Annotated in this window: 30 protein-coding genes and 1 tRNA gene; all 31 read right to left on the bottom strand. The window is 48.1% G+C overall.

Annotated elements, in window-relative coordinates; translation table 11 throughout:
• Window positions 1-279 precede the first annotated feature (279 nt).
• Complete coding sequence (locus DWY84_RS03995; protein ID WP_118531031.1) at window positions 280-918, bottom strand: hypothetical protein; 639 nt, start codon at window positions 916-918, stop codon at window positions 280-282.
• Window positions 905-1060, bottom strand: coding sequence for a hypothetical protein (locus DWY84_RS17355; protein WP_178716769.1), 156 nt, complete (start codon window positions 1058-1060; stop codon window positions 905-907). Before DWY84_RS17355 ends, DWY84_RS03995 begins: the two co-directional genes overlap by 14 nt.
• On the bottom strand, window positions 1053-3149 hold the full coding sequence (locus tag DWY84_RS03990) for a tail fiber domain-containing protein (RefSeq protein ID WP_118531029.1): 2097 nt from the start codon (window positions 3147-3149) through the stop codon (window positions 1053-1055). Before DWY84_RS03990 ends, DWY84_RS17355 begins: the two co-directional genes overlap by 8 nt.
• Before the next feature lie 11 nt (window positions 3150-3160).
• Complete coding sequence (locus tag DWY84_RS03985; protein ID WP_118531028.1) at window positions 3161-3550, bottom strand: DUF6711 family protein; 390 nt, start codon at window positions 3548-3550, stop codon at window positions 3161-3163.
• A gap of 16 nt (window positions 3551-3566) precedes the next feature.
• Window positions 3567-5993, bottom strand: coding sequence for a hypothetical protein (locus DWY84_RS18035; RefSeq protein ID WP_147354269.1), 2427 nt, complete (start codon window positions 5991-5993; stop codon window positions 3567-3569).
• A gap of 416 nt (window positions 5994-6409) precedes the next feature.
• Window positions 6410-6706 carry a Gp15 family bacteriophage protein gene (locus tag DWY84_RS03975; protein ID WP_243024746.1) on the bottom strand — a complete coding sequence of 99 codons (297 nt, stop codon included), beginning with the start codon at window positions 6704-6706 and terminating at the stop codon, window positions 6410-6412.
• A gap of 37 nt (window positions 6707-6743) precedes the next feature.
• The gene (locus tag DWY84_RS03970; protein ID WP_118531025.1) at window positions 6744-7046 is read right to left on the bottom strand and encodes a hypothetical protein; all 303 of its coding nucleotides are present in this window, start codon (window positions 7044-7046) and stop codon (window positions 6744-6746) included.
• A gap of 20 nt (window positions 7047-7066) precedes the next feature.
• The gene (locus DWY84_RS03965; RefSeq protein WP_118531024.1) at window positions 7067-7522 is read right to left on the bottom strand and encodes a hypothetical protein; all 456 of its coding nucleotides are present in this window, start codon (window positions 7520-7522) and stop codon (window positions 7067-7069) included.
• A gap of 10 nt (window positions 7523-7532) precedes the next feature.
• Window positions 7533-7937, bottom strand: a complete 405-nt coding sequence (locus tag DWY84_RS03960) for a minor capsid protein (protein ID WP_118531023.1) — start codon at window positions 7935-7937, stop codon at window positions 7533-7535.
• Window positions 7937-8317, bottom strand: coding sequence for a hypothetical protein (locus DWY84_RS03955; protein ID WP_118531022.1), 381 nt, complete (start codon window positions 8315-8317; stop codon window positions 7937-7939). Before DWY84_RS03955 ends, DWY84_RS03960 begins: the two co-directional genes overlap by 1 nt.
• Entirely contained in the window at window positions 8317-8655 is a 339-nt protein-coding gene (locus tag DWY84_RS03950) for a hypothetical protein (protein WP_118531020.1), read from the bottom strand. The genes DWY84_RS03955 and DWY84_RS03950 overlap by 1 nt, the downstream gene beginning before the upstream one ends.
• Before the next feature lie 4 nt (window positions 8656-8659).
• Window positions 8660-9046, bottom strand: coding sequence for a hypothetical protein (locus DWY84_RS03945; protein WP_118531018.1), 387 nt, complete (start codon window positions 9044-9046; stop codon window positions 8660-8662).
• 14 nt (window positions 9047-9060) lie between these two features.
• Window positions 9061-10026: a phage capsid protein gene (locus DWY84_RS03940; RefSeq protein WP_118531016.1), complete on the bottom strand. Its 966-nt coding sequence runs from the start codon at window positions 10024-10026 to the stop codon at window positions 9061-9063.
• 21 nt (window positions 10027-10047) lie between these two features.
• On the bottom strand, window positions 10048-10695 hold the full coding sequence (locus tag DWY84_RS03935) for a hypothetical protein (protein WP_243024745.1): 648 nt from the start codon (window positions 10693-10695) through the stop codon (window positions 10048-10050).
• A 297-nt stretch (window positions 10696-10992) separates the two neighbouring features.
• Complete coding sequence (locus tag DWY84_RS03930; protein ID WP_118531014.1) at window positions 10993-12627, bottom strand: phage minor capsid protein; 1635 nt, start codon at window positions 12625-12627, stop codon at window positions 10993-10995.
• Window positions 12617-12898, bottom strand: a complete 282-nt coding sequence (locus DWY84_RS03925) for a hypothetical protein (RefSeq protein ID WP_243024744.1) — start codon at window positions 12896-12898, stop codon at window positions 12617-12619. Before DWY84_RS03925 ends, DWY84_RS03930 begins: the two co-directional genes overlap by 11 nt.
• Complete coding sequence (locus DWY84_RS03920) at window positions 12822-14408, bottom strand: capsid protein (protein WP_118531012.1); 1587 nt, start codon at window positions 14406-14408, stop codon at window positions 12822-12824. The genes DWY84_RS03925 and DWY84_RS03920 overlap by 77 nt, the downstream gene beginning before the upstream one ends.
• Window positions 14405-15772 (bottom strand): terminase, encoded by a 1368-nt coding sequence (locus tag DWY84_RS03915; protein ID WP_118531010.1) that lies wholly within the window; start codon window positions 15770-15772, stop codon window positions 14405-14407. Before DWY84_RS03915 ends, DWY84_RS03920 begins: the two co-directional genes overlap by 4 nt.
• On the bottom strand, window positions 15772-16275 hold the full coding sequence (locus DWY84_RS03910; protein WP_118531008.1) for a terminase small subunit: 504 nt from the start codon (window positions 16273-16275) through the stop codon (window positions 15772-15774). Before DWY84_RS03910 ends, DWY84_RS03915 begins: the two co-directional genes overlap by 1 nt.
• A gap of 164 nt (window positions 16276-16439) precedes the next feature.
• Window positions 16440-16892, bottom strand: coding sequence for a hypothetical protein (locus DWY84_RS03905; RefSeq protein WP_118531006.1), 453 nt, complete (start codon window positions 16890-16892; stop codon window positions 16440-16442).
• 201 nt (window positions 16893-17093) lie between these two features.
• A tRNA-Met gene (locus DWY84_RS03900) sits at window positions 17094-17168 on the bottom strand.
• Between the two features lie 385 nt (window positions 17169-17553).
• Window positions 17554-18036 carry a hypothetical protein gene (locus DWY84_RS03895; protein WP_178716767.1) on the bottom strand — a complete coding sequence of 161 codons (483 nt, stop codon included), beginning with the start codon at window positions 18034-18036 and terminating at the stop codon, window positions 17554-17556.
• Window positions 18037-18068: 32 nt separating this feature from the next.
• Window positions 18069-18203 (bottom strand): hypothetical protein, encoded by a 135-nt coding sequence (locus tag DWY84_RS17945; RefSeq protein WP_279220303.1) that lies wholly within the window; start codon window positions 18201-18203, stop codon window positions 18069-18071.
• Window positions 18204-18210: 7 nt separating this feature from the next.
• A complete protein-coding gene (locus DWY84_RS03890; protein ID WP_118531004.1) occupies window positions 18211-18519 on the bottom strand; it encodes a hypothetical protein in 309 nt (102 codons plus the stop codon).
• Entirely contained in the window at window positions 18519-18698 is a 180-nt protein-coding gene (locus DWY84_RS03885) for a hypothetical protein (protein WP_118531002.1), read from the bottom strand. Before DWY84_RS03885 ends, DWY84_RS03890 begins: the two co-directional genes overlap by 1 nt.
• Before the next feature lie 21 nt (window positions 18699-18719).
• A complete protein-coding gene (locus DWY84_RS03880) occupies window positions 18720-19838 on the bottom strand; it encodes a phosphoadenosine phosphosulfate reductase family protein (RefSeq protein WP_118531000.1) in 1119 nt (372 codons plus the stop codon).
• Window positions 19839-19922: 84 nt separating this feature from the next.
• Window positions 19923-20342, bottom strand: a complete 420-nt coding sequence (locus DWY84_RS03875; protein ID WP_147354268.1) for a hypothetical protein — start codon at window positions 20340-20342, stop codon at window positions 19923-19925.
• A gap of 189 nt (window positions 20343-20531) precedes the next feature.
• Entirely contained in the window at window positions 20532-21002 is a 471-nt protein-coding gene (locus tag DWY84_RS03870; protein ID WP_118530996.1) for a hypothetical protein, read from the bottom strand.
• Entirely contained in the window at window positions 20999-21214 is a 216-nt protein-coding gene (locus DWY84_RS03865; protein ID WP_243024743.1) for a hypothetical protein, read from the bottom strand. The genes DWY84_RS03870 and DWY84_RS03865 overlap by 4 nt, the downstream gene beginning before the upstream one ends.
• Window positions 21211-22593: a DEAD/DEAH box helicase gene (locus tag DWY84_RS03860; RefSeq protein WP_118530992.1), complete on the bottom strand. Its 1383-nt coding sequence runs from the start codon at window positions 22591-22593 to the stop codon at window positions 21211-21213. Before DWY84_RS03860 ends, DWY84_RS03865 begins: the two co-directional genes overlap by 4 nt.
• The gene (locus DWY84_RS03855) at window positions 22571-23023 is read right to left on the bottom strand and encodes a Holliday junction resolvase RecU (protein ID WP_243024742.1); all 453 of its coding nucleotides are present in this window, start codon (window positions 23021-23023) and stop codon (window positions 22571-22573) included. The genes DWY84_RS03860 and DWY84_RS03855 overlap by 23 nt, the downstream gene beginning before the upstream one ends.
• Window positions 23024-23203: the final 180 nt, after the last annotated feature.

Raw genomic sequence — 23203 nt, 5'->3', positions numbered from 1 at the left:
GGATACAAAAAGATTTCGGGTGTATCTGATACTAAAAATTTTGATCCAAATGTACTTGGTTGTTGCTTTTTAAATGGAAGCACGGCAAATCTGCCCACAAGTTATGATTCGACATATATTGCTCTTTCAAATGGTCTTTCAATGTGTATTCCATATTTTGAGAATGGTTTTATTGGCATGTATGTAAGGGCATACAACGGACAGTGGTTCCCGTGGCAGAAAATCATTTAATATCTTGAGCAACTGTGCTGCACATGCGCGGAGACATTGTTCGGGATATTACTTAATGCAATACGAAAAACTGTCAAAAATTTGCATACCTATAGAGGATTCTCCGCACCAAAAGCGTAGGCCACCGGTTGTAATCACTTGTACTAGACTTACAGCTACGTTTGGATTGCCCCAGGTTGATACACTATGATACAAAGAGTCTTTTGCGAGCGGTAATACGCCATTATTAAGTAATCCTACATTGTCGCATTTTTGGCTAGGTGTAAATACAAAATAAACAAAACACACCTTGCCAACTACGTGATAAGAAATGTTGCCAGATCCATATGCCATATTAATTGCATGAGATACATAGGTAATTCCAGAAGGTGCTAAATTACTATACAACTGAGCGATGGCCCCCACGGCATCCGTAGTCCCCGCTGGCAGCTTGGACGTATCACCAATTTTCCCGTCCAGACCCGCCACCTTCTGGTCCACGGCATACAGCGCTGCCATGCTTGCAATCTTGTCCGGGTTGTTTACAATCTGGCTCACAACCGCAGCCGCCAGCTCCTGGATAGCATCGCTGTTGGCCTTGATGCCATCTTCTTGATGTGTCAGACGCTCCGCAGACAGCGGGGTCGACGTATCTGGCTTATTCTTCCACTTCTGCGTTACATAAGCAACAAAATTACTTAACGTCATTGCTCTTTTTCTCCTCCTCTTCCAAGTTCCGCACGATCACGGCCGCATTGCTCAGCAAAGCCGCCTGATCCGGTCCTGTCACTGTAAGACGGTCAAAAATATAGAGCAGCGACGCACACTGCTCCTCTGATACTTTATACATGCTTCTCCTTTCTGATCAGACGCTTAAGCTGATCTATCTCCCGTTGCTGGCTCTGCACCACCGCAACCAGGAGAGGAACGTAGTTGATATACGGGATAGTCAGATACTTTCCCCGTCTGCCATACAGTGGCAAATCTATGCCCTGTTTTAGGCAGATTTTCTGTACATCCTGCGCAATAAAGCCGACTCCCTCCCGGTCATACCGTTTCATGCTGTAGGATACCGGTTTCAGCTGCTTGATGATCCTGATCGCCGTTTCCGCATCCACGGGATGGATATTCTGCTTCAGGCGCCGATCTGAGAAGTCATCTATGGAACCATAAATATGATTAGCCCGCAACGTACCGCAACTAATCGTATTGCCTCCAATGTCGGCCATATTGGCATAGCAGTCAACATTAAAACTGCTGTTGCAGGAAAAATTCGTGGCCAGGACTGTGGAACCGTACAGCGTAGCCCTCGAAGATGACGTTCCGACCTCAATAGACTTTGCAATAACTTTACCGCTTGAATCAACCGTAAACTGACCATTGCCTACATCAATGGAGCCCTTAAAAAGTCCCTGATTAACCGTCAACGTTCCGTCTGCGGTCAATGATGAGTTTGTAGCAGTCCAGCTGAAACGGTTACCTTTAATATCGATGCCGCCACTCTCAATAGACAACTGAGCCGACACCTCGCCTTTTTTGACCATAAGTGTGATGCTCTCCGCAGTCTGGGATATCAGCGAAGACAGATTTCCTTCAGCTTCCGATGCCCGCTTGACCTCGGCTTCGATCTTCTCTGCTGTGATCGTCAGCTTTGCTTCCGTCTGCTTCTCCAGGTCTACCAGGTTTGCAGATACTTCGTCTACGTTCTTTTTGAGGTAGGCGGCCTTGCCTTTCAGAAGCAAAATATCTTTGTTGACATTATTCTGCACACTCCGGATTTCTTCTCCTTCTGCGCTGTAAGAGTCTTTCAGTGCATAGGTTCCTTTGAGTGTCCGATTCATAACATAAGATACAATCGAATCTGATCCGTATGCAAAATATACGGCACTGCCTACACCGATGTACGGTAGGCCTTTAAGCTCACAGTTAAATGGGATATACATCCTGCCGCTGATCATACCATACACATTTGCGGCGATCTGCTGCAGCTCATCTGCACCTTTTCCGTACAGCAGGAAGTTGCCCTCAATGGTGTAGCAGTTGGTACCAGTGCCATAGATTGCGCCGATATCCTCACTCTCCTGCCGGATCTGGACCTTATCAATGGACTGGACCGTATAATCCTCGAAGTAACTGGATATCATTAGGTACGCTTCCAGACGTTCATCATACACCTGATCATTCATCACGCCAGGAGCAACCGGATACAATTCTTCGTTCGGGCACAGATCTGTTGCCGGGAATAATCCGTAATTCGGTTCCAATGCTATGTGCTGCAGTATCCCTTCACGGTCAAAATGTCCAAATACGCCATTTACCTGTTCGCAGGCAATCAAAATGTCTTTTCCTGTCAGTTCTCCGGCATCTATGGTCTTTTCTACCGGCATATCATCGTTCGGGAGGTAATCCGGCACAGCTTCGGTTACTCCAAGGTATCGGCAAAGGCTTGCCCGAAAATCCCGAAGCGGCACCGGAAATGGCTGCGCATTGTACCAGTCAACTACATCAGTATCAAACTTGGACATATAATCCAGGGCTACAACATCCCAGAAGTCCGTGTTTGCCTGCTTCTTCGCTGACTGCACAACATAGCGCCCTAACGGCATGACGTATCCAGCTGGGTATGTATTATCATCTGGGTACAGATCCGTAGCCGGAAAGACTCCGTCCAACGTCTGGTATAAGGTCATCTCGCTGCCTTTTATTCCGGCACCGTTCAGTCCGATGATGGTCAGCTTGATCTGTGATGCTTCGCAGCTTCCCCATTCGATATTATCATCACTGCAGAGGGCTTCTTCCAGGGACATGTCGATGAAACGGCTGCCGTCATATACTGCGAGAAACGGTTCTGTTTGTCCTGGGCGGCAAAACTCTGCAATCATGTTTTTATCAATACTGTCAGAGCGATACAATTCTTTTAATGTTTCACTTACCTGCATGCCACCACCCCCTAATACTCAATCAGGGCAACGCGAAATGGCTTATATGCAATCGTGTTCCCGCTGGGATATGACTGGTAGGTGATATCCGGAGTATAAAATTCACCAGATGTATATGCATTATCTTCATCATTCCAGTATTCAACTGATATTTTCGGATTGCTTCTTCGATCCGGAAAAAAGGATTGAAAAACAATTTTTTCTTCCAGAGACATCGGCGGTGTTTTGAATTCTATTTTTGACCGCGTATGCGGCAGGATCTCACGATGAAGTTCTCCCGTAAGATCCTGATAAGAATCTTTGTCCTGTGCCTGGTTCGGAGTAGACGAATAGTCCTGAATGTACTGACCAGGCAGCTCTGTTCCATTGATTTTAAGCAAATATCCTTTGTATTCTGCCATTATTCGCCACTCCCTCCTATTCAAACGCCGGCTTTCCGGTCCGTCTCCGGTACTCCGCAGCTTTCGCCTTCATGGCCTTAAAAAGCCTGTCTGTGTCAAGCGTTGCCGTCAGATCGGCCTCGTTGAGCGCCCGTTTGAATGCGTAGTAAACATCATCTTCCGATAGGCCGCCACCACCGCCCATCATCCGGGCACCAAGCTCTACCGCTTTATTCAGCCATTCCATCATCTTATCCTCTGGAGCCACAATCTCGCCATAATTCCGGTTATCACCAATCATGGCAAGGCGCGGTGTGTTGGCCTTTACAAAGCCGCCCTGCGCAAGGCGTGGAAGACTGACTGGAGCTATATCAAATCCAAAGTGTTCGCCTGCAGCTATTGGCGACCAATCTGGAACATCAAAACTCAGTTTGTTCAAGCCACGAATAACTGCGTTTACACATCCTTCTGCAATGCTGACTATTCCGTTAAACACGTTTTTGAAAATATCTTTCAGACCTTCCCAAGCGCGTTTCCAGTCTCCGGTCAAAATGCCCGTGATGAACTCGATCAGACCTTTTAATGCTCCAAGCACATTTTCAACTACCTCTGCTGCCGTCTCACTGAAAGCAAAGAAGATGTCCGACGCATTTTTTAAGCTATCACCTATTACTGGTGCAATATTTTCCACGAACCAGTTGATAAATGGTACCAGGACTTTGTTCCAGATTTCTCCGATGGAATCAGCTACAGTTCCTGCAAAATCCAGAAATGCATCTATCAAAGGCTTTATCGAACTTTCATTAAATTCAGCAAACTGGTCTGCTGCATCCTGCAGAATCGGAAGGATATAAGTGTTGAATGCGCTTAAAACCGTATCTACAATTTCAGATAAGCCGTCTGTAAAGCTTTGAATCAGTGGACTGATATGCTCGTCATACAGCTGTAAGACTCCATCAACAAAGTATTCGAATGTGTCTGCAATACTTCCCGTGATGGTCTGCACTACACCTAAAAGCCCATTGAGCGTGCTTTTTATCTTATCGACATTGCGCGTGACCGGCTCTGTTATCATTGCCAGAACATCACGCGAAAAAGCAAGAGACAGTTCCTGCACTCCCATGAAAGCATCAGAGAAAAGCTTAATGATATCAGCGGTGATCTGTTTTGCTGTATCGCTCCGAAATACTGTAAAAATATCCGCAACAGCTATTGAAAAATTTCCGGATATCTCAGCAATATCGGCGCTTATATCAAACATCGATATTAAAAAATCTTTTATCCGGCCAGAATTCCGCTGCAGGTATAAATCAATACCGCCCAGCAAATTATCCGCAATGGTAAGTCCAATAGATGCAACCGAACCGGCTATTGCCCCAAGATTATATGCTAATGTGTCTGCAAAACTATTAGCAGCCTGCACAACTTCTGGAGCTGTAAAGATGTTGGTTAGGCGTTCTTTTATTCCAGATATAGAGTCCTGGATGCTATCAAATACAGAAGTGTCTCCCAGTGCATCCCAAAAACCACTCGTGAATGCGCTGCGTAATTCATTCAGCCGCTTCATGATGGCATCCATTCGGCTGTCTACTTCTTCGGTTCCTTGTTCCAGTTCGCCCATATCGAACTGATCAGATTCGTATCCACCACCGCCACCGCCGCTTCCTCCGGATCCTGAACCGCTACCGGAAGAATCATTGGAGCTTACCACATTCAGTTCGTCGAACTTCGCGAGCCCGAAGGCCTGTTTTGCCTTTTTCGCCGCACCTGCAGCTTTGTTCATACCGGACGCGGCATCCCCTGCTGAATCCGCAACAGCTCCCATATCGGCAGCTACCGTAGATGCTCCGCCGCCGGAACCTTTATTCCCAGTTATGAACTCCGTGAAGGCTTTGAACGCATTGGCCAGACTCATCAGTTTACCGATGATTGTGTTGATCACTTTAATCACCGGAGACAGCACGTTAATAAGCCCCTGGCCGATCGTGGCCTTTAAGCTATCAAACTGCAGCTGCAGGATGCGGACCTGATTCGCCCAACCGTCAGATGTTCTGGAAAAGTCCCCCGCCGCAGATGTTAGCTGACTTTGCACAAACTGATACCGAAGGGCAACTTTTTCCATTTCCGACATATTTGCCGTGGTCTTGCCGAAACCGTTTGCCAGAGCGTAGCTGTCAAGAGCCGTCTGTGTCATGACAATGCCCAGGTCTTTCAGGCTCTCTGTCTCGCCCGTAAACACAGATTTTAACTTCGTGTATGCCTCATCCTGGTTGATGTTGTAAAACGATGCTACATCACCTGACAATCCGGTCAGTGTCGTGGACATATCATAAGCGGCTTTTTCATTAAACCCGAATGCCTTTGCCATTGCGCCGAACGTACCAGTAAAGCGCTTGCTCATCGTTTCCGACAAGCCGAACTGCGTAGCAGCATTCTTCGCAAACTGATCAATCTGCTTGCTCATGTGTGGGAATGTTACATCCACCACGTTCTGGACCTCAGAGAGATCAGAACCAAGCTCAATGCAGGATTTACCGAAATCAACTAATTTCTTTACGGCAAAAGCAGCCGCCAGGGCTTTTCCGGCTTTCGCGGCAAGGTTCTGGATGCCGGACATCTGCTTTTCAAAATCACTTTTATTTACGACCAGATCAAGACCAATCTGGCCTACGCTATCCGCTGCCATATATGTCACCTGCCCTTTTATAAGACAGGCACATCGGCACAGCGTCTTAGATTCTTAATTCAAAGATTCGTCTGCAATCTTTATTTTTACATTTAAAAAAGACGCCGTTGCATTTGGCGTCTTCCGATTGGTTCGCATTGACCGGATGCCCGCAGTATGGGCACCGGACCTTTTTCTGCTTTATCTTCTCAATTTCAACCACCTCCCGCCATAGCAGCTATCATGCGCTCCAGAGCTGCCATCTGCTTGTCGTAGTCCTCTTCTGACATACTGCTTGCACTGCGGCTTCTCCATTCATCATAAATCTTTTTCTGGTCCTGGTTGAAATGCTTGATGATATCCTTATCCGTTTCCGATCGTATTGCCACAATTCGCCCGAGGGCGGTGTCCGGGGCGAGTCCAGATAGCAACGCCTTGAACTCATCCCAGGATACCGTCTCAAACTCTTTTGTGCGGATTCGCAGCCCGTACTGTGATAAAAAGCTGGACACGATCAGGTCCCAGTCTTCGAATAGATCATAGTACGGGTCAGTGCTCTCCCTGGCTGTTTGCCTCGCCGGTTACCAGCGCCATAGCTTCCTGGATAATGATCATCCAATCGGAAATACTCGGTTTAAGCTTATCAATTTCCGTTCGTGACTTCTCAGGGAAGATCAGCTGATACATCGCGGACACCACTTCCATGTCATTGACATTTTCCTTCTGCATGAAGTTCATAACCTTCAGTACAGTCGGGGCATCGGCGTTTACCTCCAGCTTCTTCCCTTTGACAACCAGAGTCGGATTCCCGTCAAAACTCAGTTTATCGGTAATATCTACTACTTTTCCCATAATCATGTCCTCCTCTTAATTTACGCTGCTTCTGCTGTAGTGAAAGTCGGCTTGCCGTAACAAGTCACCTCAAACTCCAGGGTATCGATGTTGGTGGTATCTCCACCGCCGGGAGTCGTGACATTCACCACAACATCGCAGGCCAGCTTTGCACCAGAAACCATTTCCCACTCAAACTTGGTCATAACATCCTGACCAAACTTCCATGCCAGGCCTGCGATATAATCGTTGCCCTTATCGCCAACCGAACGTTTGCCCTTGAAAGAAAAGCTCAATTTCTTTCCGGTCATTGCCGATTTGGCCCAGCCCTCTGCATCCATCGCATACCACTCTTCTGTGGTTCCATCAATGGTCGGTGAAAAATTTTCCAGATCTGCCGGCATTACCATGTCGCCGTCAACACTGGAAAGGCCCTTAGTGCCGAACTTGAATTTATTGTTGTGTACCGGGTACACTTTTCCTGTTGCTTCGGACATATTCCGTTCCTCACTTTCTCTGATAAATAAAATCCAACCAGATTACATATTCAAATACTCCGCCATCATCTGTTCCAACGTCCTGCGGTTCAGGTACCATCAGGCGGATGCAATGAATGTGGGTATCTCCTATGTCCAGGCTGGACAGGTTTCTAATTTTCTCAAAAAGATCATACGCTGCAGCTTCACTTTCTTCTTTGTCACTATTCCAATGCACCAGAAGAGAAACCGGCTTGGTATCATAGGTGGTATATTCCAGGCCACCCAATGCGATGTAAGGCGGCCCTGATCCGCCCCGGCCATACACGCCGATAGATTTCTGCTGCTTATTATCCAGTTTTCCGATATAGACGCGATTGTCTGCAGCAATGCCAAGAGATGCGATCCATCCACGGATGTCTGCAATTTTTAGCATCACACACCACCTGCTTTCTTATAAAATTGCTTGAATGCTTTTGGTGCAAAGTCAGCCTTCTGACCTCCAGGCATCCAATCCTCGTACCACATGCCCTTCGCATTCGGATTTTCTTTCGTCTGGAAATTGTATTCCGGATGATAATATAACCGACGGGCATAGGGTGTGCTGGAAACCAGCGTTACCTTGCCGTTCTTGGATTTACTGTAATCCACAAAGGTGCTTTCATTTTGCAGATTACCCGTATCAAACGGAAATACCTGGGCCTGCTGCGTTTCTTCATGCAATAGTTCGCCAGTCAATTCCAGCGCCGTCACTGCCGCCTGTGTCAGCTGCTTAATGCGTGGCGTATTTAACTTTACCGTTGATTTGACCTGCATCAGACCACCTCAAGACTGCAATAGTTGACTGTTCCGTCTGGGTTACGGTTCTTGCACCCCTGCTCGATCCGGCGCTCCTGACCGAATACTGTAATCGTGCCACCGCTCAGAGACGGCATGTCCGGTGCAATATCACCCGGAAACAGCGCCGTCCCAGTGATCTGCACCAGCTTCTTTTCGGTCGTCAAAACAGTCTTGGTGCGGTCCTGAAAATTGCACACAAGGTCGGAATCGAACGTATACAATGGCTTTCCCAGGTTGCTCAGCTCCTCAGATTCCAAATGCACATGCACAGGCGTCCTGCAGAGCCGTTTTGGTATCAAACATGGGTATCTCATAGCCTCACCTCGCTAAACGGCAGCACAAGCCAGTCTGACACAGCAGAGCATACACATCGCGTTTCATGGCCACGCCCTTATCGGTAAAAACATTCCAAGAGCTGCCAAACTGAGCCGATACGCCGTTAATGCTGTAGCTTTGCAGGACCGTGTTGATCTCGTCCTCGTTTTCCGTCTCAAAGTCCGCCTGCTGGCAGACAACTTCCCGGATTACCTCCTGCTGGAAGTCAGTCAGCTTAGAAAATCCCCGGCCCACAATCCGATTGTAGGTCAGGGAATCGATGTGGTGGCAGGCCTGCCGGAGAGCTTTTTCAAGTTCACGTTCCGGCACGATGCCGCCGCCATATTCTTTCTGGTAATATTCCGGAGTTACATACGGCTCGTAAGCCATAGGATCACCTCCGATCAGGCACCAGTATACTCCGTGGTATCCACATCAACATACACGCTGTCAATCTTACCGTCTTTTCCATTCGGGAAAACGAATACATCGGACAGGGAACGGTTCTGGTACAGGTAACCATCACCCTCAGTATGCGCACCCGGATCAAAGTAGTAAATGCTGGAGATCTTCGGTACGATCTTGCAGGTCTGGCCGCAGGCGACCAGCACATTGATCTTGTGGGCTCCAGTTACCGGGGTTCCTTCGGCAACTTTCTTCTGCGGTGCAAAACCACCATTCTCCGGTTCCCAGTCAAATGCATCATAGAAGCGCTCATCATCCACAACCTCCATGATCGGCACACCATCGATGTCGGTCACTCGGGTTTCGATTCCCATTCCACCCTCCGCGATCTGAGTCATCTCAATCTTGCGGGTGAACTCGGTAGACTGCTCCAGAGCGTCCATGATAGCGCTGGATACATACATGATCAGGCTGCCGTTTGCCTTGTATCTTCTCAGCTTGCCCTTTGCCAGGATGTCTTTCAGCATACTGAATACCTTTGCTTTAGTGTAGCCGGAAGCCGCAGTCGAAGAATGGTACCCATCCTCTTTCTGGGCTGCCTGTGCAACCTTGGAGAAGAACAGAGCATCCGTCTCCGGCACTACCTGAGTCATCTCAAAGGTCTTCGAGATGTTCTGGATCGATGCGGTTGCATTGGTTTCATCCACATCTGCCTTATCCACCAGGAAAGATACATCGCGGTCATGGGTCAGGGTAAACGGCACATCCTTCTGGGTGTAATTGCCCTTGTTCCAGCCACCACTTCTGCTGTGGTTCTTATATCCGGAAGTGGACATCTGAGTGAAGTGGAAAGTCTTCGCATCCAGCCATTTCACGTTACTGGTTACAAACGGGGAGGTTAAAGTCCCCTGCATGAGAATCTCTAATAATTCCGGTTCCCATACCTGTGCATAGTTTAAAGCCATATTATCACCTTATCCTTTCTTTTAGTTCCAACGGTTCCAACGCTTCGTTGGTACGCTTGCCTGTGTCTGTGTTGCCTGCTGGGCCTGTCCGGCCCCAGCGTTGCTGCTTGCAGCCCCTACCTGGACAAATCCGGTAGTACCTGCTGCCTGCGGTTTCAGCCCTGGCACATCCTCCAGCACCTTATTCAGCGCCGCTTTTAATGTCTCTTCATTGATTTTTCCGTCCTGACCTACTACCTGACTGAAATCAGCCAACTTGATCACATACGGGATAGTATTGGCGCTGATACCAAGGGATACCGCCGCCATAGTTGCCGCACTGTTGATCTGAGCCTGCTGTGCAGCTGCCTGTGCCTGGGTAACCTGTGCCTGCATGACTCCGACATCCGGAGTACGTTCAGCTTTCTGCTGCTTAAAGGCTGCAATGGCCTGTTCGACCTCTTCCTGGCTGAGTCCCTGCTGTCTGAAATAAGCTTTCAGCGCAGTATCCTCTTTAGCTGCCAGAGTTCCGTCAAGCATCTGCTGGATTTTTCCATAATCAATAGCTGGCGGCGCTGTCTGCTGTGCAGCCTGATTCTGTGGATTGGTTGTCTGCTGGGCCTGTCCAGTGGTTCCAGCTCCCTGAGCAGTCTGCTGTGCCTGCCCCTGATTCTGATTTGCTTCTGCCATAATATTGGTCTCCTTTCCATTTTGGGAGTGTCACTCCTGTTGCTGATCCATTGTCATCGGTGTCACCGGCCGCGCAGAGTTTATAGCCGTACTCGCGTTTGGGCGTAAAAATAACACGCATTTCTGCGTGCTTATAACCGTTGCGACGTCGCAACAAAACATATGCAAAACATCAATCCCTGTGACTTATGCTTGCATATTTTCTAAAAAAATGGTATAAAACAATTAAGAAAAGACCATTTCCCGTCCCCATTGTCCCACTCGATGAGTGGTTGACCGGATGGATAAATGGTCTTTTTATTTTCTCATATACACCTTTTCTATTTTGCCATCTTTCATCACAACAATTTTTTCTATAAACCTAGTATGATGCGAACTATAAAGACCATTTATCTGCCGCTCTATCTCTTCCGCGGATAACGGACATTCCGTAATATCGAAAATGAAATTGGGTGATTGTTTCTTTTTCTTCGCAATCATATTGTAAAATACATTTTTCCCAGAACTTTTAAAAGTTTTTAAATCAAATCGCTCCCCATTAATCAAATAGTCCGGTGTTTGTATGCCTTGTGGGTACATTATCTGAGGGACAAATTCAACAATCTTTCCATACTTTTTGCTCAATACCGCAGCAACAGACCGTTCCTGTTCCGTAGGATGGAGTGTAACCCTTTTTCCATCCACTTTATAAGTCACTCCGTTGACATCATATTCTTTCATGTCAATAAGAGAGCCGTCCATGTTCTTTTTAGTCCATTCATCTGTAATTTCATCTGGCATGCCAAAAAACTGCTCTTCCCGCTTCTGCTCTATGTAATCGCTCGCATCTAAATTGCCAGTCTTAAACCGAACATTTCTCCACTCTGAAGCCTTTCTCCCATAGATCTGTTTGTTATCCGGATCCAGTGAATACTCAGCCAACCGACTATACTTCTCTTCCTGGCGCTTTGTGTACTGCTGCCGGACTTCCTGCTGGCTCTGTAGACCTACATTCTCCAGTTCCTCTTTTGTCCAGGTATCGTCTGCTGTGGAGATGCCGGGGAAATATGTAGTATGAGAGTCCTTACAGCGGGGATGATACAGCCCCTTACTGATAGCGTAGCTCATAAGCGGATACCGCTTCCCGGTCTCCGGATCCACACCATCCTTGCTGCCACCGCTCCACACATCATCAATCAGAACCTTGCCAACAAAGGAAAGGCACTTCGGACATGGGTTCCCTCGTTTGGCCATGATGACCGTTGCAATGCCCCATTCCTGCCGCTTCTCGCCCTCACCCTGCAGGTAGGCACGCTTACTGGCTGTTCGGATTGCCATATCCGCATAATCAGCCAGAGTGTGCCGTGCTCCATTGGCATACATCACACAGTTAAGCCCCCGGGACAGCATATCCTTCGTGGCCATGTCTACAGCCTTTTCATAGGTCCCCGCGCCCGTATTGGCATAGACCTGGGCGTTAAAGATAGCTTTTCGATAATCGTCATTGGCCTTCCGGAGCACTGCCGTTTCTGCAGCTTCCATGTCGTGCATGGTGGCTTCTACCAGGGCATCTAGCTTGCGATCATTCAGTTTAAAAAACTCCGCTGTCATGGCATCATGCGCCGGTGTTCCGTTCCTGCCGTGGGTCCTCCAGCCTTTCCGGATAGCCTGCAGGATCTTAAGCTCCTGTTTCACGCCGCCTTTCAGACGCGCCTGCCGGATCAGCTGCTCGATCTGACTGTTGATGCTCTTAAACTGCTTCTGGTACTTCTTCCAGTTCTTGCACTTGTACTTTTCCAGAGCCTTCAGCTGCTCCGCCTGCCACATGGACCAGTTATAGCCTTCCGCGGTCTCTTCTGCCCGGTGTCGATCCATATTCCGGATCATGGAGGCAATCAGTTCATTTTCGATGCGCTGGAAAGCTTCTGCAAGGTCGTACTCATTATGGCTCACTCAGAAACACCTCTTCCACAGCATCCGGCCTCACAGATTCCATCATCTGATGACCATCGTTTGACAGTACTTTGACCCCCTGAGCCTTAAAACCACGAACCAGAGCCTTTAACTGGGTCGTGCTTCTGCAGTGATCATTTCTCAGTTCTGCATAGCCCTTTTTTTCAATGGCATACACGCCGAACGGGACCTGCTCACTCGCCATCTTCAGCAGTCCCTGATACTCCGCCCGGCTCATTCTGTACATCCGGTTCATTACCTTGACCTGCATTTGCATTACCTCCCAGATTAACGTCAAAAATACCGGCAGCCATATTGACTCCCGGTTCTTCTACCTCTGTAATACCCTGCTCTGCCTTCAGGCGGGCAATTTCTTCCTGCTTCCACTCATCATCCCTGGAATCACCATACAGTTCTTCCACCTGAGCTTCCACACTCATCAGCGGCACTCCTGGACGTGCCTTTGCCAGGGTCTCCACCTGGCTCTCAAACGACGGGTTTGCGTACTCGCCGAATGGGATATCCACCTTCACAGCTTCTACCGGCTGTCTGATCAGGATATTGTAAGCATTCACAGCAGCACTAACCACCTTCGGAAGTGTTTCCTGCAAAGCTTCCACAATCGCGTTTCTGGTATACAGCGTGGTCTTTTCCTTTTCTCTCTGCGCCTCTGCATTATCCAGTTTCTTGGTGTCGATGCCAAGAGTGCTTGGACTGATGATGCCCTGCAGGCACAGATCCAGCGCCGTCACATAAGATGCCAGGTAACTGTCATGTGGGATAACCGGTTGATCGGTCTGTACTTTATTTTCTCCCTTTTCATCCATGTTGTTATCTCCGGCGAAGAAACGGTTATCAAATGGATTCGGTCTCATTGGCTCACCAGTCATCGGGTCTTTGGGTACCAGGCAGTCCGGCACATACGTTTTTGCCCTGCCTGCCCGAACCGCATCCATCCACTGGGACCACACTTCATCAAAGGCATCAAAGTTATCTAGCTTACCGTCATAGATGGATCCGCCGCGGCCCTCATACTTCGCGGACTCATACACATGAATCGGTACAGCTAGGATGGTCTTCTCATCAAACCGCCAGTCCTGCAGGTCTTTAGTCTGATCCAGAACCTTCAGATCTACCAGCTTCTCATCCAGATACAGTTCGTTGATAATATAGCCGTACCCGTAGCGCTCATTGAGCACATACCGCCGACCCTTGGCACTGTACGGCGTCTTGAAAATCACTTCGCGCAGCCGGTCGCGCCGATAGACCATTTCAACCCGGTCTCCCGGATACCATTCCAGGATTGGATACTCGCTCACCATCGTGTCGATCGTCACTTTGAAAGCTCCATCCCCAATGTACAGGATTTCTTTCAGCGCCTTTTCCATCTTTTTTCTGAATCCGTTCTGCTCCTCGATGGCTTCCCATATCTTACCCTGCTTACCACTGTCGAAATCGAAGTCATTCATGTCTGACAGCACAATAGCAACCAGCACCTTAACGATTAACTGGGGCAAGCCTGTGTGAATCTTGCGCATCTCAATGCCAGGCGTGCTCTTGCTGGCCCAGAATTTGTATTTATCAGCATAATCCTTCAGAGTTCCGTAAAGCTGTTCCAGTTCATTGCCGTCACCACGATACCAGATCCGGTTGCGGATGGCATTGGTCTCAAAGTCCATCATCTCCCTGATCTGGATGCTGTACGGCGCCGCTGAATCTATCTGCAGCCAGCTTTTTACGCCTCGGCGAATATTGTCACCCATCTTTTCCAGCCACCTCATTTCTGCTTATCCTCCTCAAAACCTATCGTGGACCGGTACGGGATCCATGCATACTGATTTGCGTTTATCGTATGGTCGTTCCGGTCTTCCGGCTCGTCCTTATCTTCCTTCCAACTGTACTTGTCAAGCTCAGCCAGATGCTCCGGGCACTCATCAACCACCAGATAGCAGCCCTGCTGGATCCAGCCAAGCTGCAGCTTGATTCGGTCCAGAATAGTCAATTTCTTATACGCATCCCAGAAATTGTAAAGACAGCTATGCAGCCGCTTATACTTTTTCAGCTCCGTCATAGTTGCCTGGTCGGCATTGTCTACATAGACATCCTTGGCAAAGCCCCACTTCTTCCGGCACTGCTCCAGGAACTCGATTAGTTTTACCACCGTGTCACTGGGCGCGATCGGATTTTCCAGGTCTGCATTGTTATAAACCCTTTCAGCCAGCGTAATCAGGCGCCGGTCCGTTGTGATTCCCTGGAAAAGCATCGCGATCGTATCCGGAGACTTACTGGAATATGCCGTATCCATTCCGCAGGTAAACTTCTTCCACTGGATCCGTCCCGCTTTCACTTCTGATCTCACCCATGCCGCAGTAACAACATGCTTTTTCCGGTCAAAGTTTGGAAACACCAGGCTGGTTGCCTTACCACGCAGCCCCAGGATCTTGTTCTTCCAGATCTTTGTTCCTTTCGGAGTGTTTGCCAGGATCTTATCCAGTTTCTCTTTCGGAAGTCCCAGGTTATGCACAAAAGAAAAGAACCAATGCACCCAGCCGGGCTTTGGTTCCTCTCTCAGTTCATCTTTAATTTCCTGTGGTGTCTCTGCTTCCCACTCTGGAAGCGGTCTGCTGCAGTTGATGTACTCTTTGTACACATCCAGCAACGGATCATCTGGATTCAACGTAGCCATCAGGTAGTCGCATCTCATGGCAGCCTCACGGACAAAGTCAATGTCCGCGGTGTTAATCTCATCGATATATAGGCAGCCATACTGACCACCAAGGGCTTTCTGCCACTTCTTCTTGTCTCCGTAACCCATCACATAAATGACCTTGTCCCCACCGGACGTATGGAACAGGATGTGAGGGATTTTATCATCTTTGGTGCCGTTACCGTTATACTCAACCAGTACACCGAAATCATCCACGATACCAAGGTCCTTGTTGATGATATTCTTCTCGGCAGTTCCGGTATCCTTAGCTGCAATGATATGCAACTTCTTCGGTGACTCTGCCACTTTAAGCATGAATTTAAAAAGCCCCACCGTAGTCTTTCCGGCAGCAGTTGTACCCTCTAAAAACTCCACCGGAGCGTCGCATCGAAGGAAGGCTTTGTATTTCTCCGACAGAAGTAAACGCTCCGTGCTCACTATCCACCACCTCGCATCTGCTGCAGGATGTCATCCAGCTTATTCTTCTCCTCATCCAGGCCGGAGACCTCCAGCTTGTCCTTAAACATGCCAAGATGGCGCCCCAGAAGTTCCAGAGCCTTCTCCTTGTCATTCAGCTTCAGCTCGATGCCATTCTTGCCCATCTTAATTCCAGCAATAGCCTTGACCTGGCTCTCGGCCAGATCTGCTGTATCCGTCAGGACCACATTACCATTTACAATCTGGGCGAAATCCGTGGCCTTGGCAAATGCAATGGCAGCCAGTTCCTCAATCACCCTGTCCTGGGTAACCTCGGTTCGTTTCTGCCGCTCCTGCATGCGCTCAGAGATGTAGGCTGCAACCTTAACATTTCTTAACAATCTGGCAGCTGCAGCCGCAGCCACTTCATCGTTTTTGGCCCGCGGATATGCGACCTTGTAAGCCCGGGTGGCATTCAGGTCGATCAGATATTCATCTGCAAAAATTTTCTGTTTTTCGGTCATCCGGACTCACCTCGTTTTCTGAAATATGGTCCCACCGGCACCATAGGAGACAGCCTGGTGCTACCTCTCGGAGGTGTTGCTAGCTGGTGCCGTGTGCGCCGTATGAAAATTGGCATAATAAAAGAGCCACACGGAGTGGCCCTTTATGCTATAAATTTTAAATATTAGTGTTTTGGAGCGCATACACGACAAAAACCGTTTCCTGCGTCACCATTTCTATAATCGTCCGGCGCAAAAGTTCTTCCGCAATCAGGACATGTAAACGCGTCATCACCAAGATAGTTTCCAAATTCGTCATAATCGCTGTCTTCTTCAGTCTCACCATTATCTAACTCAGCGATCTGTTCTTCATCAAGTTCTTGGCAAAAATCGCAATTCTCACAGTAAACTCTAGCAGAGCCGTCTGGATCAGGATCTAAAGTCAACGGGCTTCCACATTCTGGACAAATCGTAGGGATACTTGTTTCGATTACATCATCAACATCTTTTTCCATTTGAAGCGTACATCCCGTTACATGCTCATCATAACATGATGGACATAACTCTAATCCACACTCTGGACAGGTCTCGATTTCATCAGCCGGAAACCATTTCTTGCACATCTCGCATTCAATCATATCACTTTTCTCCTTTTGACATTTTTTATTTTTCTGTTCGCCCTGCTGTCTTAGTTCCATTACAATACCATTTATTATTAGCACTGTCAATCAGCGAGTGCTAATTTATAGAATCTTAAGAATTTCAAAAAAGACACCCTCTCTCAAGGATGCCTCTCATGCACCTGGAATGTCTGGGTGGAGATCCCTAAACCAGGTAAATAGCGAAGGCAGGATTTGAACCTGCGACCTTCGGGGTATGAACCCGACGAGCTTGCCAGACTGCTCTACCTCGCGATATTGTGCGCAGTCGGGGAACTGCGCTGCAGCCTTTTACGGTAGCTGCCAACCAAATCCGCGCAGGTGGGCTCGAACCACCTCCTACATGGCCAGTGCCATGGTGCACTATGCAGGCCATCCAATCTGTTACGCGGGAAATCCCCCGCCAGGCTGTAACACTCGGCGGGGAATACCTTTGGGAGAAGGTATGCGTAATCCATGCGGCGCCGTTCGCACCAATCACATGATGGTTTCATCTCCCTGATCCGTGTGTGGGAGGAATTTTGTTAAGGCAGTAACTTAACCATGAAGTAGACTGCCACTGTCCGGCGCATGAAAGCAAAACGGTAATCAAAATGACGAAGCCGCAAGCTGTACACCTTTGGCTTCATGCTACATATTATCATCTTTCATCGGGACAAGGGGGGACATTTTCAATTTTTTCGAAAAATCTTTGCCGCCGCTTCTTTACGTTCTCATCCGTATACTTCTTGTTCCGATTCGGAAATATCCAATTCATCCGATCAGCTACCTTCGCATCACTCAGACCATCAATAAAATACAACCGAAACATGATCCGCAATTCCGACTTCGGAATGCTGTCTATGTACTCCTCTGCCTGCGTGGTAAGTTCCAGCAGCTCCGCTTCTTTGAGTTCCAGGAGTTTTTTATAGCGTTCCCTGGCTGCCTGCTTCCGGCGGTAGATCGGATCCGGAATCCCGGTCACCTTGATTGGCCCGATCGTCAAGTCCTTACGAGATCCGGTCACCGTGTCTGCTACGATTGGCGGGTCCTGAAGGAACTTATCCAGCTTCATGATTCTCTGTCGTAAATCTTTTATCTCCTCCTCCATCTCGCAATACTGGACCAGTATATCTTTGTCCAATGGATTCACCTCCTCCAACTCATCAGCATCTCTTACATGTTACTCAGCATCTTCACGGCAAGCAGTGTACCATCCATAAAACCAATCCCCAGGCACATGCCTATGAAGATCAACGCTGCAGCATAACTCAGAATCGTGCCAAGCTGTTTTAATAAGTTTTTCATCACTTTGCTATCACCTCCATCCTGGCTCCGGCTTAAGCACATACCGGCTCAGATCCGCTCCACTACTCAAAAGCCGCTGCCGCGTCTCTTCCCAGTCCTTAGCCTGCGCCTTGGTCATCGTCCATGGCTTGTCCGCCTTGCTGATCGGCTCCGTTACAACTGGCTCAAACGTATACTCGCCATAGAGTTTATTACCGCCGCTGGCATATACCCGGACAGTCCCGGGTGTACACTTAAGTATGGCAGCCGCTTCCACTGCCGTATACTCCCCGATCAGCTCACCGCGACAGTAAACCGCATATCTTTTGGTTACGGCCACTACCACCGCCTCCCCTTATCATCAACCACAGTCACCTTACCCAGGATCCGCACATGGCAGATCACGCTCATCAGTTTCATGGCCCGCCGGAAGTTAATTACCTCCTCCGGCGGCTTATCAGCCTTCCGGATGGCCCGGCCTGCGGTCGGATCCGGATAGCCCTCATTGTTTTTGTACATCGGCACCTCCTGATTTCTGTTTTACAGCATAAAATCCTTTATACTCATTTGCCCTGGTATTGCATCATTCGTTCTCTGTTTTTCTTTTTCCATCCTGCCTTTTTTATATTCGTTATATTTTTTTCTATATGTATAGCTCTTTCCAAAAATATTCCATGCAGCTTTTACGACATTCGGCTCAAATGGCTTGATTTTTTCCAAATCATCTACCGCCTTATAAGATATTGGACATCCGCAACACCCTGTTCTGGTCAGCCCATAGACTTCATAAGCATCCGAGTATCTGATGCCATAGCGTTCTTTGTACCACGCCTTATCCTTATCAGAGACATAATACAATGGTCTTAGCCGAAATTGGCCTGAAGCTGTCTCGGTAAAGCACAATGCCGTGTTATCCTTTCTTGGGACTGATCTCATACCACCTTCGTCTCTACGCTCACCGGTAATTATCATTTCATAATTTTTCTGAATATTATGCGCAACTTGCTTTTTGCAGTAATCACAGCATTTCGCACTTATTTCGAAATCCGGTGGATACTCTCCAATAAAATCACGCATATACTTTGAAGAATTAATCACAAGTTGGATATTTGGTCTTGGCTCACCTGCTGCATTGCAGCAGCAAAGGAAATTGATTACACTTTCACATTTCGGATAGCGTTCCCTCAGCTCCTGACGCTTCACCGCCTTATTCTCTGCCTGATCGTATTCATCCGCAATAGATAATGGAATTCCTTTTTTCTGCCAGTCAGACAATCCTCCTGACATAATTTTTGACACGAATGGGATTCCATATTTTCTGGAAGCCTGTACGATATTAATTTTGGGGCGGCACTCCTGTATCTCTACCCCGTATTTTTCAGAAATTCTTTTAACATGATCTCTTGTTGCTTTCATTTCCAGACCCGTATTAAAAAACACATACTTGACAGCCGGAAGATTGAACGCTTTTCTCGTTCTCTCGATAATGTCGATCATAATATCACTGTCAGAACCTCCGGAATATGAACAAATTGCATTCGGATGCTCTTTTAATCTTTTGGCAATAATGCTCTGAATGGCTGTAAATTTCGCTGGTGAATCAAAATCAGCATAATCCGGTCTATCTGTATAAACCCTGCTTCTATATTCTTCTTTCATTTTTCCTTGGAGCAAAGGATCCTTTATCGCTGGCCAGCAAATCTCTTACTCCTTTCCTAAATCTTAATTTCAGTTTAAGCTGCATTAATGATTTTTTAGTACCTGCAGCAACTCGTCCAGTATTAATTTCTCCGGGAATGTTATGCAGGTAATGATATCCCCTGAGGCGCTTACCACTAAAATGAAACCAATAAAAATTGCAAAAGCAGCACCAACACAACAAGCTATTCCAGTAAACACGCAAAAATCTTCACTGGAATAGTCCACCTCACCTTTCGCCACTTTGCGATACTGGACCTTGGCTGCCTTTATCAGTTTTGCGGCTGCTGCAAAGAGCAGAATTCCAACTATCAGTTCCATAACACTCATCGCCAGTCTGTAATTCACATATTTCCGGGTAAGCATCTGCAGGTACGGCAGCATATTGGCACTTGTCCAATCTACCGCAATGCCGAACCGCTGACTTAAATCATCCAGAACCTTAATAATCTCATCTGACATCATTCATCCTCCTCACTCTCTGTACTTCCCGATCCGTGTCCCGGACCGTTCGACCAGATGCGCACTTTACGCATTTGATCCGCCATTTCGGGCCGGATGTATTATTATGTATCCGCTCGAAATGGCCGTACCCCACTGGGACATACTGCCCGCAGCAGTAGCAATACCCTGCATAACGATTTCTTGCCATGTCTACCACATCACCTCTCTGTACGGTTCCGGCAGCGGCATCCAGGCAATCACCTCCGCAAACGGGTAGCTTAAGTCTTCTACGCTGCAATCATCCGTGGCACTCACACAGGGACTCTCATCATCCGATTCAAGATCTAAATACTCCCATGAATCACGCATCAGACATCTTCCCAATGCGTAATAAATCCGCTCTGGATGGTCAGTTTTTTCATCATCCGGCATATTTTCCTCACCAAAATCACTGATCCAGTGATGTCTTTTTACTGCTACCAGCACCCACGCATCTTCTTTGGGCAACTTTTCCGTTACCGGAATCAAGCCAGGCATATCTTTCTTAAGCCGCAGCACCTCTTCCGGCTCCAGACCGGTATCCTCATACTCCGCCAACCGTGCCACCAGCTCATCCTTCTTGCTGGCAGACCAGTAACCGGTTTTGATTCCATTTACCCGTTTCTGAGTTAATCTATTCATCTATTTTCCTCCTCCAACAAACTGAACGCCGCCAGCATAATCCGTCCACAAGCTGCAGCACCTTCGTATTTTTTCATAATCTCCCGAAAATCTTCTGTAGCCTCACTCCAGAACTGCTGATCAGCGGGGCGCCCATGGTATTTCAGATAAAAGTTGTAAGAGTCGCACCAGACACCCTTTGCAAGTGCGGCCTGTTCTTCACTTCTTGTCATAAAATACATCCCGCCTTCCTGTAATGGGTCTTCCGCCGCTTAAACTGATTTTCGCAGAACTGGATATCATCCACATAGTCGTAGCACACTGCATCCGTCTTTCCATCTGCCTTACGGGCAATCCGTCCAATGGACTGGGTAACCACTGCATAATCCTTTTGCGGTGATACCAGATACAGCCTGTCCAGTCTCGGAATGTCCAGGCCTTCTTTTGCCAGGCCGAAGGATGCAAACAGGATACGCTTCCGACCGGTCCGCATATCCTCGATGGCAGCTTCTCTCTCTGCCTTTCCGCGCTTGCTGGTCATGCTGCCATCAATCATGGCCGATACCTCCCGCAGCTCTTCCGGAAGCATGTTTCTGATGTTTCGCAACTGTTCTAAGCGACTTGCCAGCACCAAGCAGGAATGACCGGCCTGACTGATCAGATCTTTCACAATCAGCTCATTCCGCTCCCGGCTTTCTCCCAGGTAGGAAAGCAGCTCATTATAAACCAGTGTGCCATCTGTATCCAGGCAACTTCGATTAATTGCTAACCCGGTATCCCGCCGGCAAATCCGGACCTTCATGATCTTATCCGCTACAGCCTCATCCGGCACCTGGTAGACTACAGGCCCAAGTACTGCGAAGGTACTCTTGATCATGCCATCAGACCGGTGCACCGTCGCAGACAGACCGTATTTGTATCTGGCTGCCAGGCTGTTCATGACCTTGTAAAACATGGTCACCTGTGTCGGAGATCCTGCCAGACGGTGGCACTCATCTACGATCACTACATCCCAGGCATCCCGGTACTGCGTCAGATCCAGCTTGCTTAGTGTCTGCACAGTCGCAAAAGTCATGTGGCTGCCAAGCCGGACCTTTCCGTCTGTGATTGTTCCCAGAGTCTCCGCCGGAAAATATTGCTCTGCCCTGGCAAAGGACTGTGTCAGCAAATCCTGCGTGTGGGTAACCCACAAAACCTTACGCTTCAGCACCGCCGCTAGCGCAATACCCATCTGCGTCTTTCCAGATCCGCAAGGGCTCTGCAGGATTCCGCAGCTGGTGCGCCGCATTGCCTCTACAGCGGTTTTTTGATAGTCATACAGGGGAATGTTGCCTTTATACTCTAAAATGTCATTATCGGCCAGCTGGACGCTTATCTGATCTCTTTCAGAAAGGAACTGCCGCACCTGCTTTCCTACGCCTGTCGGAACAATCAGATCGGAACTGTCCACCCGGTAGAGCCACAGGTACTTCGGTGTATTTCCGACCCAAAGCCCCCGGCGCTCTCGCTCCCGGTACTGCGGATTCGGAATAATCAGATTTTCCTGAGCCCAAACATTCAATTCTTTTGAGGCATTCTTAATCCGGATCTCAGATCCAATCTCCACAACCATCTCTATCACCCGTCCTTGTTACTTTAAGTTCTTCCAGCCAACTTTCCAGTGTCCGTCCATATGTAGTCATGTCAGCTCTGGAAATGCTTTTCTTTCCGTCATGCTTCAGGCTGTCAAGAAGCTGGAAGTCCACCAGAAAAATCATTTCATCCGGATACCGCACCGCAAACATCCCGCGGCTGTTTCCGGTCACATAGAAGAACTGCATTGCATTGTACTGATTTTCTTCCATGCGCCTTAAGTCAAACACTTCTTTCTGGCAGTCTTTGCAGTCAAACAGATACGCCTCTCCGTTTCTGGCTGCGATCACATCACACGGCTGACCGTTTTTATTGTCCTGAAAGCGATGCACCCAAAAGCCTTCTGCTGCCAGCCGGTTGGCAAATTCTCTCTCGAATTTCGTACCGGCTGATTTATTGCTCATTCTCATTGTTTTTATCTCCTCATTGCTGCGGTCTTACCATTTTCCAGAAATGTCTTTCCCGAATCTTACCTAAAAAACGCCCGCAAGCCCTTATTTTACTTAGGGTCTTACTGTCTTACCTAAAAACCCGGATAATAAGTCTATATTTTTATAAGAGAAAGAATAATGACGTTTTTTCCTCGCGTC

This window comes from Clostridium sp. AF27-2AA (genome assembly GCF_003478505.1).
GTDB lineage: Bacteria > Bacillota > Clostridia > Lachnospirales > Lachnospiraceae > Brotaphodocola.
The sequence above is the reverse complement of the archived record's forward strand: the minus strand, read 5'-3'. Positions and strand labels throughout refer to the sequence as shown.